Origin of the sequence: Bacillus sp. FJAT-29937, from assembly GCF_001509555.1 — a bacterium.
Lineage (GTDB): Bacteria > Bacillota > Bacilli > Bacillales > Cytobacillaceae > Cytobacillus.
In genome coordinates, this window is the sequence record NZ_LMAS01000001.1 from 680,506 (window position 1) to 692,934 (window position 12,429).

15 protein-coding genes are annotated in these 12,429 nt (G+C 35.2%); 5 read left to right on the forward strand and 10 right to left on the reverse strand.

From position 1 onward, the window contains the following. Positions 1–127: 127 nt before the first annotated feature. Positions 128–892 (reverse strand): 2,4-dienoyl-CoA reductase, encoded by a 765-nt coding sequence (gene fadH / locus AR328_RS03350; RefSeq protein ID WP_066289713.1) that lies wholly within the window; start codon positions 890–892, stop codon positions 128–130. A gap of 216 nt (positions 893–1,108) precedes the next feature. On the opposite strand from fadH, the gene AR328_RS03355 reads away from it, so the two are divergent. Beyond that, positions 1,109–1,975 (forward strand): metallophosphoesterase, encoded by an 867-nt coding sequence (locus tag AR328_RS03355; RefSeq protein WP_066290176.1) that lies wholly within the window; start codon positions 1,109–1,111, stop codon positions 1,973–1,975. A gap of 30 nt (positions 1,976–2,005) precedes the next feature. On the opposite strand, the gene AR328_RS03360 is transcribed toward AR328_RS03355, so the two are convergent. Then, entirely contained in the window at positions 2,006–4,114 is a 2,109-nt protein-coding gene (locus AR328_RS03360) for an EAL domain-containing protein (protein WP_066289716.1), read from the reverse strand. A 346-nt stretch (positions 4,115–4,460) separates the two neighbouring features. On the opposite strand from AR328_RS03360, the gene AR328_RS03365 reads away from it, so the two are divergent. Then, positions 4,461–4,931, forward strand: coding sequence for a YkyB family protein (locus AR328_RS03365; RefSeq protein ID WP_066289718.1), 471 nt, complete (start codon positions 4,461–4,463; stop codon positions 4,929–4,931). 48 nt (positions 4,932–4,979) lie between these two features. On the opposite strand, the gene AR328_RS03370 is transcribed toward AR328_RS03365, so the two are convergent. From AR328_RS03370 to AR328_RS03390, 6 genes are all read right to left on the reverse strand, one after another. Further along, positions 4,980–5,885, reverse strand: coding sequence for a chemotaxis protein (locus tag AR328_RS03370; RefSeq protein WP_066289719.1), 906 nt, complete (start codon positions 5,883–5,885; stop codon positions 4,980–4,982). 346 nt (positions 5,886–6,231) lie between these two features. Continuing rightward, on the reverse strand, positions 6,232–6,408 hold the full coding sequence (locus tag AR328_RS22745; RefSeq protein WP_197414396.1) for a hypothetical protein: 177 nt from the start codon (positions 6,406–6,408) through the stop codon (positions 6,232–6,234). Positions 6,409–6,470: 62 nt separating this feature from the next. Beyond that, positions 6,471–7,349: an NAD(P)-dependent oxidoreductase gene (locus tag AR328_RS03375; RefSeq protein ID WP_066289724.1), complete on the reverse strand. Its 879-nt coding sequence runs from the start codon at positions 7,347–7,349 to the stop codon at positions 6,471–6,473. A 269-nt stretch (positions 7,350–7,618) separates the two neighbouring features. Continuing rightward, positions 7,619–8,083, reverse strand: a complete 465-nt coding sequence (locus AR328_RS03380; protein ID WP_066289729.1) for a hypothetical protein — start codon at positions 8,081–8,083, stop codon at positions 7,619–7,621. A 141-nt stretch (positions 8,084–8,224) separates the two neighbouring features. Then, the gene (locus tag AR328_RS03385) at positions 8,225–8,599 is read right to left on the reverse strand and encodes a cbb3-type cytochrome c oxidase subunit I (RefSeq protein ID WP_066289732.1); all 375 of its coding nucleotides are present in this window, start codon (positions 8,597–8,599) and stop codon (positions 8,225–8,227) included. A gap of 166 nt (positions 8,600–8,765) precedes the next feature. After that, a complete protein-coding gene (locus AR328_RS03390) occupies positions 8,766–8,960 on the reverse strand; it encodes a hypothetical protein (RefSeq protein WP_066289733.1) in 195 nt (64 codons plus the stop codon). A gap of 255 nt (positions 8,961–9,215) precedes the next feature. Here AR328_RS03390 and AR328_RS03395 point away from each other — a divergent pair, with 255 nt between their 5' ends. Continuing rightward, positions 9,216–9,404 carry a YkvS family protein gene (locus AR328_RS03395; RefSeq protein ID WP_066289736.1) on the forward strand — a complete coding sequence of 63 codons (189 nt, stop codon included), beginning with the start codon at positions 9,216–9,218 and terminating at the stop codon, positions 9,402–9,404. Between the two features lie 83 nt (positions 9,405–9,487). Here the strand turns inward: AR328_RS03395 and AR328_RS22955 are convergent, their stop codons facing one another. Beyond that, positions 9,488–9,598, reverse strand: coding sequence for a DUF6254 family protein (locus AR328_RS22955; RefSeq protein ID WP_231734738.1), 111 nt, complete (start codon positions 9,596–9,598; stop codon positions 9,488–9,490). 139 nt (positions 9,599–9,737) lie between these two features. Between AR328_RS22955 and AR328_RS03400 the strand changes: the two genes are divergently transcribed. Then, the gene (locus AR328_RS03400) at positions 9,738–10,349 is read left to right on the forward strand and encodes a CPBP family intramembrane glutamic endopeptidase (RefSeq protein ID WP_066289739.1); all 612 of its coding nucleotides are present in this window, start codon (positions 9,738–9,740) and stop codon (positions 10,347–10,349) included. Positions 10,350–10,495: 146 nt separating this feature from the next. Further along, a complete protein-coding gene (locus AR328_RS03405) occupies positions 10,496–11,185 on the forward strand; it encodes a hypothetical protein (RefSeq protein ID WP_066289742.1) in 690 nt (229 codons plus the stop codon). 44 nt (positions 11,186–11,229) lie between these two features. Here the strand turns inward: AR328_RS03405 and AR328_RS03410 are convergent, their stop codons facing one another. Continuing rightward, positions 11,230–12,273, reverse strand: a complete 1,044-nt coding sequence (locus tag AR328_RS03410) for a YkvI family membrane protein (RefSeq protein ID WP_066289745.1) — start codon at positions 12,271–12,273, stop codon at positions 11,230–11,232. Positions 12,274–12,429 lie beyond the last annotated feature (156 nt).

Here is a 12,429-nt window from a genome sequence, read left to right on the forward strand (position 1 = left end):
GGTTTAGTATACTACTATTCATTAAGTTTTTCCGTTAGTTTTTTATAAAGGGTAATTTTTCAAATATTAGAATAATATTTCAAAAAAAATAACCAGCATGGAGTTAATTCTCCCTGCTGGTTATGATCTAGAACGGATACTGATTTAACCATTGTCCGCCGTCCATAGTAATACATTCACCATTCATATAAGCCGCATGCTCAGAAAAAAGAAAATAAGCTAATTCAGCAATTTCCTCAGGTTTTCCAAGTCTTCCTAATGGCACACTATTAATCGTTCTTTCTGCAGCTGCATCCGACTCCCATAGCCGCTCGGCTCCACCTGTCCGTTCAATCGGTCCGGGGGCGATTGCATTTACTCTTATCCCATATTTCCTTCCCCATTCTACTGCCAATGTTCTTGTCATCGATAGTACGCCTGCTTTCGCCGCAGCTGAATGAATGACGCCAGCACCTGCATCCCAGGCATATGTAGCGACCATATTGATGATACTGCCTTTAATCCCCTTTTCGATCCAGTACTTGCCTATTTCGCTAGAACAATAAAATGTTCCATTAAGGACAATATTGATGACTGAATTCCAGCCATTTGCGCTAAGTTTTTCAGCGGGACAAATAAAGTTTCCAGCTGCATTATTGATAAGATAATCGATTCTTCCAAAGGTATTAAGTGTTTGGTCTACCATATTTTTCACATGGTCTATTTCACGAACATCCATTTGAACCGTCAACACTTGCCCTGGAAATGTTTCTATTTCCAATTTTGCTTCGTTTAAGCGCTCCTTTGTCCTTCCGGTTATAACAACAAAAGCACTCGCCTCAGCAAAACGCTTCGCCATATATTTACCCATACCACTTGAACCACCTGTAACAATTACGACCTTTTCCTTCATCCTTTCCCCTCCTCAAAAAATGAATGATCATTCATTCTATATTTTACCATTAGCAGTTTGAATTTTCTAATAAATTTTATGGGTTTTATCATTATTGCAAAACTCATAAATTATGTTAAATCCATTTTTCTCCCTTCTTTTTATGATAAGAGTTTGATAGTATTAGAAGGTATCTATGTTTTTAGTGAAAATGAATTAGATTGGTTGGTCATATTCATGCCGAAAAAAGTTACGAGAAGGTCGTTTTTGAAAAAAGTATTCGGCTCTTTACTTACCATTTCTGGTCTAGGTGCTGGAGGATATTATTATGCAGGTCATATTGAGCCAAAGCTTTTAGATATAAATAATTTTCCGATTCGTCATAAATCAATTCCAAAAAGCTTCAATCATTTCAAAATTGTTCAGTTCAGTGATACTCATTTGGGCTTTCAATATGATAGAAAGCAATTCATGACTCTTGTCGATCAAATTAATAAGCTTAAACCAGATCTCATCTTTTTCACAGGAGATTTGTTGGACGCTCCAAATCAATACTTAGAAGGCGATAAAATCATTCCTCTTCTAAAAAAACTGCATGCCCCATTTGGTAAATTTGCTATATACGGTAATCATGATCATGGAGGGTACGGATCAGATATTTATAAATCCATCATTGAGCAAGGTGATTTTAATTTACTGCTAAACAGTCATAAACAAGTAAAATTACTTGATGGCAGCAGCTTGTATATCATTGGTATTGATGATGCCATGCTAGGAAATCCTGACATCAGTAAAGCTTTAGCAGGAGTTCCTGAAGATTCATACAAAATCCTCTTATCCCATGCTCCCGATTTAGCAGATGAGGCTTCAGAGTTAAATATCCAGCTTCAGCTAAGCGGTCATAGCCATGGGGGGCAAATCCAGATTCCTTTCATTGGCGCCCTTGTAAAGCCTCCATTTGCAGAAAAATATCATGAAGGCTTTTATGAAATTGGCGGAACGCCATTAACACTCTATGTCAATCGCGGAATAGGAACTACTAGGCTGCCATTCCGATTTCTATCAAAACCTGAATTGACTGTATTTACACTTGTAAGTGAATAGAAAAAGGAAAAGCATTTGCTTTTCCTTTTTCTATTTATTGCAATATTCGATAAGAAAGTTAGTTTCAATCTCATCAGCAGGAAGTGGTCTTGAGTACAAAAATCCTTGTGCTTTGTGACAGTTGGCATTTAATAAAAATGCTGCCTGATCCGAGCTTTCTACTCCTTCAGCGATTACCTCCAACCCTAGGCTTCTCCCTAAATGGATGATAGTCGTTGTAATAGCTGCATCTTTATCGTTTAATAATACATCCCTGACAAAAGACTGATCAATCTTTAATACATCGATTGGAAATTGCTTTAAATAATTTAAGGATGAATAGCCTGTTCCAAAATCATCAACAGAGATTGATACTCCAAGTTCCTTTAATCTTGATAGAATAGGTGCTGTATCCCTCGTATCTTGCATAGCGCCTTCTGTAATTTCAATCTCTAATGCCCTTGGATTGATCCGATATTTTTCAATCGACTTTTGAATGATCTTAAGCAAATTATGCTGCTGGAATTGTTTTGGAGAAATATTAATTGCAATTCTAAAATCGTGATGATATTTATCTGACCAATCGCGAATTTGTTTACAGGCAGTATCAATGACCCAGTTTCCAATCGGAATAATTAATCCCGTATCCTCTGCAAGAGGAATAAATTCTCCTGGAGAAATCGGTCCAAGTGCGTGATTATTCCAGCGTAATAGTGCTTCAAAACTAGATACTTTCATTGTCTTTAAGTCAACCTGAGGCTGATAATGTAAAAACAACTCGTCCCGTTCAATCGCCTTCCGCAAGAGTGTTTCCATCTCAACAACATTTCTATGGATTGAACTCATTTCTGTCCGATAGAATTGAAAATGAGCTTTCCCCTTTTCTTTTACCCTAAATAATGCTTCATCTGCATTTTTGATAAGTGTCTCAGCGTTCTTCCCATCATTCGGGTACATACTAATTCCAATGCTTGGTGAAATATAGTATTCTTGCGAGCTTAAATAAAAGGATTTAGAAAACCTAGATAAAATCTTCTGTGCAAATTTGCTTGCCTTACTTCTATCAGTGTGTGGAAGAAGAATAATAAATTCGTCCCCGCCCTGCCTATAAACGGTGCAATCTTTTAATTCAGAAAGTCTGTTTGCAACTTTCTTTAATATTTCGTCTCCTAAAATATGTCCAAGTGTATCATTTAAATATTTAAACCGATCCAAATCAATAGTCAGAAGAGCAAATTCATTTCCTGTCTTTTTTGCAAAAGTAATTTGCTCCTCCAGATCGCCTAATAATGCTCTTCTATTATATAATCCTGTCAACTGGTCATGAAAGGCCATATATTTAATAGTTTCCGCATTTTTTGCATGCTCAGAAATATCTCGTATAATAAAATATATTCCTACAATTTCATTGTTTACAACAACAGGTGCAGTCTTAATGTGAACCGTTAAATAATGTCCTTTTCCATGAACAAATCGGCAATCAAGTGTTTCAATTGGATAACCATTCATCGATTTGTGAAATAGCATTTTTATATCTTCTATTTCCTGTTCGGGAATTAAATCAAATATAGACCGATTGGTGAGCTGCTTTTCTGACAAACCGGTTAATTTGCTTCCAGCTGGATTAACCTCCTGGATCATGCCATTTAGATTAACTGTCAGAATCCCATCTAAATTATGGTCAACGATGGACCGGTATTTCTGTTCACTTTCAATTAATCGCTGCTTCTCTATTAATGCCGATGTTATATCTCTCGTGACGGAAACGACATAGCATACCTCGTTATTTTCATTAAACACAGGAGTTAAAAAAGACTCCCCATTCATCTTGCTTCCATCTGGAAGGTTCACTTCATCTGAAAATCCAATAGATTTCTTCGTCCTAAGTATTCTTAAGTATTCTTGCTGTAATATGTAAGCAGTTTTAAAAGGGAGAACTTCATCCAATGTTTTCCCTATATAGTCAAGCGGCAAATTAGCATGCTCTAGACCAGGTTTATTAGCGAAAAGATAGGTGAAAATAGGACCAGGCTCTACCTTCATGATAAAAACCATATCTTTAATATGTCGAAAAATAATATCTAAGATAATGCCTTCAACCTTACTTGTCATATTCATGCTATTTAATTGTGTAGTTAATATTTCATTTATCTTTTCCATCTAATCATCCTTATACTTATTCCGTCCTTAAAGACAGGCAGATCAAGAGATGCCGTTTATGATTTCATAAAAAATCAAATTTTAACAAAATGTACATATTGTTGACAAATATCACCTATTATTTTTTCATTATAATACAAAATCACAAAAAAGACAGGCTTCATTTCTTCTTAGTTAATCCTGAAACAGAAGATTTGCAGAAAATAACTTGATATATTTGTAATAGACTCTACTACAATTGGGTATTTCCGTTAATCTGGAATATATTATCTATTTTATTTTCATTTTTTTGAAAAAAGGGGTATAATAGAAATATACCCCTAAATATTTGAAAGGAGTCATACTATTGAACTCGGAAAAGAACGACAACCCTCATCATTTACACCCAACGGTTGAAAACCTCTCACAAGCAATCTTCACCGTTAACCGCCATGCAAAAACAGCAACGAACCCTAAATTCTTATATAAGCTGAAACAGGAAACATTACAGAAGCTTATTCGAGAAGGCAAAGCAAAAAAGGTGGGGCTTCATTTCTCAGGAAATCCTAAATATAGCCAGCAGCAATCAGATGTCCTTGTGGAATGTGGAGATTATTCCTTTCATTTGCCGCCATCAAAAGCTGACTTTGCCGAACTTCCGCATTTAGGAAAATTAAATGATCAAATACGAAATCCAAGATCCACACTCTCTTTAAACCAAGCGAAGAAACTTCTAATGTCTTATACAGGACTTAAGGAAGTAACTAACACCCCATCACATAAAAAACGAACTTATAATAAACCAGTATTTAAAAAGCTGGGAGAAAGTTATTTTTAAGATAAAAAGCTAGGTCCTTATAAACGGGATCCTAGCTTTTTTGTCGTCCTATAAAGAGATCTTATCAATGAGCAGCACAAGCTCAGCTATCTCAGGCTTACTTACTTGTGCATCTGCCCCAACCATTTGCCCTTTATGGCGAAGATCATCTGTAATTAATGAAGAAAAAATAACGACAGGTACTTTTGTTAATTCATGATTATTTTTAATACGTTTCGTTAAATGATGCCCATCCATCTGAGGCATTTCAATATCTGTAATTACAAGCTGAACCTCATCAACAATATTCTTTCCGCTTTGAACGATGTTTTCTAAATAATTTAGCGCATCACTGCCATTTTCAAAAAACTCAATATATTGGAACCCAGCTTCCTTTAACGTATCATGAAGGAGCTTGCGTAATAATGGTGAATCCTCTGCCACTACTAGCCGCTTATTCGAACGTTCCCTCTTTCCAAGCTTTTGAACTTGCTGAACGTTGATCCCCGTTTCTGGATTAATTTCCACAACAATTTTTTCAAAGTCTAGCAGTAAGATCATTTCTCCATTAAGCTTGATGACTCCAATAATCTGGCTGTCCGGACCTTGATACATTTCAGACGGCTTTTCTATTTGATCCCAAGAAATCCGATGAATTTGTGTCACACTATGTACATGGAAAACAATTTTTTGCTTATTAAATTCTGCGACAATAAATTTGTCCTGCTGAGGATGCTCAGATGGGGGGAAACCTAATGCGGTAGCTACATTGACGACTGGAAGCACTTCTCCTCGCAATTCAATAATGCCCTCAACATTGTTATGAGCATGAGGAACTTGTATAACAGGAACAGGGTTAATGATTTCTTTTACCTTTATTACATTGATTCCAAATTTATTTTTCCCTATACCAAACTCAACAATTTCCAGTTCATTTGTTCCGCTTTCCAACAATATTCCTTTTTTATGTTCCACGCAAACTTCGCCCTTCCTATAAATAAAATGAACAATTATACCTATTACTATATCACGAATAGAAAATTTTTCTTAAAATAATTTAATAGATTTATTGAATAATTTTCTCGTAGATTTTATGAGGACAGAGAATCCTCTATTTTGCCTAAACTCTTGAGAAAGAGGAGTTAAGAGGTCAGAGGAACCTCTATTTGATGGAAAGAAGGAGATATTGACGGTTTTTCTTCAATTAAAGGAATGTGTGGCCGATAAATGCAAAAAATAGGGTTTTTTTCGTAAATAACGGATCGAGAGTCCGCCGCCCGGATCCATAAAATGGTGAGCCATTTTAAGCTCACCATTTTTATTATCCCTTATATTTCCCGTTATTCTTCGGTGCTTTTTCCTTTTTTGCTTTATCCTTATGGATTTTATTTGTGTCGGTACTTCCCATTTCATGTGCAAATTCCGTATCTAATACAGCTGAATCGAAGCCTTTTTTATTTTTTTGCTGAGGATCATTTTTTTTCGTCTTTTTCGCCATAAGAGAACCCCCTTTTAATAACAATCAAGATTATTATTATATAAAGAGGAATTCATTATTCATTATCGATCCCAATATTTATAAAGTGCTTGAGTACCGCTGTTTTCCTCCCCGGCATCAGCAAGACGAGCATACATTTCCTTCGCCAATGCTAAGCCAGGTGTATCCATTCCCATTGCCTCAGCTTCTTGTAAAGCAATGTTCATATCCTTAATGAAATGCTTAATATAAAATCCAGGATCAAAATTTCCGTTTATCATTCTTGGTGCTAAATTTGAAAGAGACCAGCTGCCTGCTGCACCTGTCGATATACTTTTCAATACAGTATTTGGATCAAGACCAGCTTTTTCTGCATAAACAATCGCTTCACATACGCCAATCATGTTTGAGGCAATAGCTATTTGATTACACATTTTTGTATGCTGCCCAGAGCCAGCCTTTCCTTGATAGACTATATTTATTCCCATTAAGCGAAATATTGGTTCCATTTCCATAAAGGATTCCTTATCTCCGCCAACCATGATAGAAAGCTTTGCTTCCTTTGCCCCAATATCCCCTCCGGATACTGGTGCATCAAGAGCGAAAATACCTTTTTTACTTGCTTCTTCATAAATTCGTTTAGCAAGGGTTGGCGTGGAAGTTGTCATATCGATGACATACGAATTTTCTTGTCCGTTTGTAATAATTCCATTCTCCCCTAAATATACCTCTTCTACATCTGAAGGATAGCCAACCATAGTTATAATGACATTTGCCTTTTCTGCAACATCTTTCGGAGAGTTTGTCCATTCTGCACCTTTAGCAATTAAAGCTTCAGCTTTCATTTTTGTCCGAGAATAAACAATTAATGGATATCCTGCATGCAGTAAATGCCCTGCCATACTTTTCCCCATAACACCTGTTCCAATAAAGCCGATGACCGTATTATCACGCAACCCCATCTTAAAACTCCTCCCCATCATTTTATGTATTTATTACCAATTCGACTGCTATTTCTATTCTACTTCAAGTTTAAGACAAAAAGTATAATTCCCATATAAAAGTTAGCGTTTTTCCTATTATTCTATTTTATTTATTATGAAGATGCTGCCCTTTATTTATAAAGGTTGGAAATAGAAAAAGACTAGACCATACAGTCTAGCCCCCTCCAAGTTTCATGCGCTTTAACATTATTCCCAATACGGCTCCATACTAATCAAAGAAAGGATTTTTATAGCTGCGATGAAAAGTTTGTTAAAAAAGCTTTAGCTATGACTTGTTTATCATTAAAGACTTCTACCGAAACCGCATCCTCTTTCATGATCATCTTTTCAATTTCAAATACATGTAGATCTTTAAGTAACGGAATGGGATTCATAAAAATAAAGTTATCGTTTTGATTATTAACTTCAATATACTCGCCTGTAAATTTAACATCTGATCCGTAGATAATTTCATTGGTTCCTAAAGCCGAAGCAAGTTTTGCATTATGTATAGATACTTTTACTTTATAAAGCTTCTCTCCGCTTAAAATTTTATCATTAATTTTAAACCGAAATTGCAGTTCATTGTTTTTTGTCAACAAAGCCTCTGCATGGCTGTTTACGATCGATTGGCCAGATCCAGAATGCTCACAGCTTGTAAGTACAAGTGAAAAAAGAATAAGCAGAAATAGGTTATAAACTTTAAATTGCATCAAGTTTTCCTCCTTTTTCCTACCATAGCCTTTAACGGTCAATGATAAACATAAAAAAATAAAATTAAATAAAGAGGCTTAATTCAACTATTTATCGTTGAATTAAGCCTCTTCGTTTAAAAACCATTTATTAAAATTCTATTATTTATTTTCTTTTAAGTTTATCAAAATATTTAAAACAAATAGCAATATACCGATGACTGTGATGGTAGCACCAATGGCTGTTCCTGGAGTAAGTGCTTCGTTTTGGGTTGTGATTAAAATCGCAAGGGAAATCATCATAATAGGCAAGCCGATATTATGCAGCCAAAAATGCCATTTTGCTAGCTTAGATGCTGCGAGCTTCGGAAATAAATAATAAAGTATGCCAGCTAACGTTAGCGCAGTCCAACCAAGCAGATTAATGTGTACATGAACCGGTGTTAGGACATACGAATGAGAGCTTGACATATAATATCCGATTAAAATACCCACTGCAAAGTAAATGGCTGAAATTTTAATTAGCCTAATTCCCACTTTAATACCCCCTTCCATCAAATGTCATGTAATGTTAAAGAATATGTGCATAAATCCTTCTTTAGACTATGGGACTAAAATAATTCTCAACTTTTTTATAATAAGGAAAACAACATAAAAAAGGACACTTGACTGGGGCTCAAGCATCCTTATTCGGGCAATTCCTTTAACTTCTAGCTGTTTCTATATAACGATAAACCACTGCCCCGCTACGTTTTGCAATCCCCCTAAAATGCTTAAAATCCTCCCTTTTGACCAGTACATTACGCACATGAAGAAATTCTTCCTTTGTTACATTGTATTCCGATAAATCCCCATTCTTTAACTTCTCGAGTATTTCTTGAATATGTTCCTCGTTCATATTTTCAGCACCTCATCCTATTATTACATCTTATATTATATGAATATTGTTTTGTTTTCCATTAGGTCCTCAAACCTTTCATGTCGTCAAAATTTATGGGGCAAGCAGCTATTACAATGAAAGCGCACTCAATTACACGAGGGAAAATTAGGAAATTTCACGAAATAATAACATATTACTTTACGAATAATAAAATATAGTGCAAACTGTTATTAATCTCTTAATTCAAATCTTGCAAAAAAAGGGGCGAGGCTTTTGAAAAAAGCAGAAGTTGGAAATGTAATTGAATTCCGTGATGGATTGCAGGGAATTGTTGAAAAGGTAAACGAAAACTCAGTAATCGTCGATCTTTCTTACATGGGAAATTATCGAGACCTTGATCTAGAACAAAGGACTGTAGTTAATCATAAAAATTATAAAATTGTGAAAGAAACTGTTTTTTGAAAACGCTTAATCAAGGTAGAAGGAATAAATAAAAAGCAGTTGCAACTGCTTTTTATTTATTTTTTTTGTCATTCAATCATTATTTATTCCTTCTCTTGGGCGATCTCTTTAAGTGACTTTACTTTCCCATGCGGATTCTGATCTTGCTTTCTGACAGTCCAAGCCCGCTCTTTTTCTCGTTTTGATTTTGTCATGTTATCCCTCCTTTCCTTCATCTTTAGGTTAAGCATTTTTCACTATAATATTTTCATTAATGCAAAAGAAATCATTTAAATACAATTATTGAGTTCTTTTTGCTAAAATAGACTTGTTTGCAGAAAGGAGTTTGGACGTTTGAAAAAAATAACTGCAGATTACCGTCTAATAATCGGGCTTCTTATTGCCCATTTACTCATGTATTTCACCTTTCAAGATAAAGCTGTTTTCTGGTATATCTTTTCAGCTTCTCTCTTGTTTTTAATCAGCTATTCGATATTAAACGAAGAATTGCGGGATGAAGCCCCATTTTGGCAATATCTCTCGTATGGAATAGGGTCTGGCCTCTTACTTTTTGGAGTTTTTTGGGCTGGTTTTCATTTGATTGATTTATTAAATCTTCCTTTAATAAAGGACATTTCAAAGCTGTATGGAAGATATTCGCCATCGATGCTTTGGCATTATATTGTTCTCATGTTAATTATTATTCCTGGGGAAGAAATTTTTTGGCGTGGTTTCGTTCAGACAAGAATGTTAAAATTCACAAGTATCCCCGCGGCAATCGTTATATCGTCGATTTTCTATGCATCCGTTCATTTATACGCAACACACTGGATATTAGCCTTTGCTGCTTTAATAGCCGGACTTTTCTGGGGATGGCTCTACACATGTAAAAAAAGTATGCCTTTATTAATTGTCTCACATTTAATTTTTGATTTATTCCTATTTGTAATACTTCCCTTGAAATAAACATGTGAAATTCTACTCATTTTCCCAAAATTATTTGTATCTTTAAATGAGAAAATGATATTGTAGGAGTAATTATGTAACTCCTATTTCTACTTTACGTCTAAATAATTACAGCAGCTTTTAAGCAATTACAGGGGGGAATTACAGTGAAGAATTTAAAGAAGTGGATGTTTGTTTTTGGATTATTAGGACTTATTCTTTCAGGATGTGGGACAACTGACAATAATGACAAGCAAGCGAATGGTTCCGATCAAACTCAAAATGAAGAGATAAATAAGGAAAAACAGGAAAATCAAAATACGGAAGATGGACAAGATGCTGTAGAACCGAAGAATGATGAACAAACGAAAGAGGATGATGGAGTTGTTCGTATTCTTGAACAAAACCTCCAATATAGTGTTAATGGAGAAGCTAAGGAAGAAACAGCTTTTCTTAAATCAAGTGACAATCAGCCTTATTCTATGTATGTCCTGCCTGAATTTGAATTAACAGCTGAAGAGCCTCAAAAGGATGTTCTCTACTTAACAGAAAATGATCATGTCTTTATGAGAATAGAACTTCTTCCTCCTGATGTACAATGGGATATGGTGGAAGAAAATACGAAAGCCCAGCTCCAAGCTGTGGACGAAACAGTTCAATCGATTGAAGTCCCGAGTGGTGATGAGTTTTTTAAAGATGCAATTGCAATGGAATCAACAAATGGTGACGATGTCGTTACTTCTTATTTAATTAAAAACTCCAATCAGCCTCTTAAATTGACTCTATTTACGAAGAAGGATTTAGATTATAAAGATGCATTCGTACAAATGGGTAAAACAATTTTAATAACCAAATAATCATTTTGACTTGAAAAGACCCAGAAATTTAACGGGTCTTTTCTTTATTTTGCTTCATCAAAAGGCTTCATCCATAATAACACGATAAAAATTATACTTATATATCCGAATATCGGATATACATATGATAATAAAGTGCCATAGTTTATTAAACTGATAAAATAACAAATAGTAAAAATAATACAAACCGTAACGATACTCGGAATGCCTACGTACTTCCTCAGCTGACGCTCAATGCCAAATACATTCCCTATGACAGAGGTGAAAATTTCCCCATAAATAATCAGTACATAAATCCAAAAAAATGAAGAGGCAATAGTTTTCATGATTACTGCCATTGGAATATCGTATGATTCAAGCTGAGGCAGCGTAACTAAGGTCAAATGACTCGAAATGAGGATAATAGTCAATGCCCCACCGCCAAGTATTCCACCCCATTTAATGGTTTTGTCATGCTTAATTTCAGTCGCAATTGGAACTAAAACAGCCTGTGCCAAACCTAAATTCAATGCAGCATATGAAAATGGAGCTACTACTGATTTCCACCCATCTTCTGCAAAAGGAATGTACAAAATTTGCTCCGTAAAATTAGGAAGTCTCATGGAAACAAACAATAACAAAAAACTAAAAGCTATCATCATCGGAACGACAAATGAATTAACAGCAAATATACCTTTCGTCCCTAATATCATAACTGCAATGGAAAGACCAATCGTTATGAATATCCCTGTATACTTTGACAAGCCCATTTGTTCCTCAAAAACTGCCCCAGCCCCAGATAACATGACTGCACATACCCCAAGCAACATAAAAAGCATCAATATATTAATGGCCGATCCAAAGAATTTACCAAATAAATATTCGTTCAATTCTTGATAGGAAGTCGCTTGAATACGTGCTGCGATCCTCATTAATTTTGATCCTAGAAATATAAATATGTAACCGCTCATTAAAATTGAAACTAATCCAATAAAACCAAAACGGGAAAAGAACTCAACAATTTCTCTCCCTGTTGCAAAGCCTGCTCCAACAACAGTCCCTACATACACGGCAGCTATTTGAAACGCCGCACTCCAGTTCGTCTTCACAAGATCTCCTCCTTCTTTTCAATATATGAGCCAGTGGACAAACTAAGACGAGCATTCTAAGTATATTATTCGAGTTTCCATTAAATTACTAAGTCAAATTTGAGTTGACCTACTTGAAAGTCAAAGAAGGTCAAAGTATAATAAAGTTAAAGGTCA

Bases quoted from the DNA above. Each gene is read 5' to 3' on its own strand.
- fadH (WP_066289713.1), bottom strand. From the start codon at position 892: ATGAAGGAAAAGGTCGTAATTGTTACAGGTGGTTCAAGTGGTATGGGT.
- AR328_RS03355 (WP_066290176.1), top strand. From the start codon at position 1,109: ATGCCGAAAAAAGTTACGAGAAGGTCGTTTTTGAAAAAAGTATTCGGC.
- AR328_RS03360 (WP_066289716.1), bottom strand. From the start codon at position 4,114: ATGGAAAAGATAAATGAAATATTAACTACACAATTAAATAGCATGAAT.
- AR328_RS22745 (WP_197414396.1), bottom strand. From the start codon at position 6,408: ATGGCGAAAAAGACGAAAAAAAATGATCCTCAGCAAAAAAATAAAAAA.
- AR328_RS03375 (WP_066289724.1), bottom strand. From the start codon at position 7,349: ATGGGGTTGCGTGATAATACGGTCATCGGCTTTATTGGAACAGGTGTT.
- AR328_RS03380 (WP_066289729.1), bottom strand. From the start codon at position 8,083: ATGCAATTTAAAGTTTATAACCTATTTCTGCTTATTCTTTTTTCACTT.
- AR328_RS03390 (WP_066289733.1), bottom strand. From the start codon at position 8,960: ATGAACGAGGAACATATTCAAGAAATACTCGAGAAGTTAAAGAATGGG.
- AR328_RS22955 (WP_231734738.1), bottom strand. From the start codon at position 9,598: ATGACAAAATCAAAACGAGAAAAAGAGCGGGCTTGGACTGTCAGAAAG.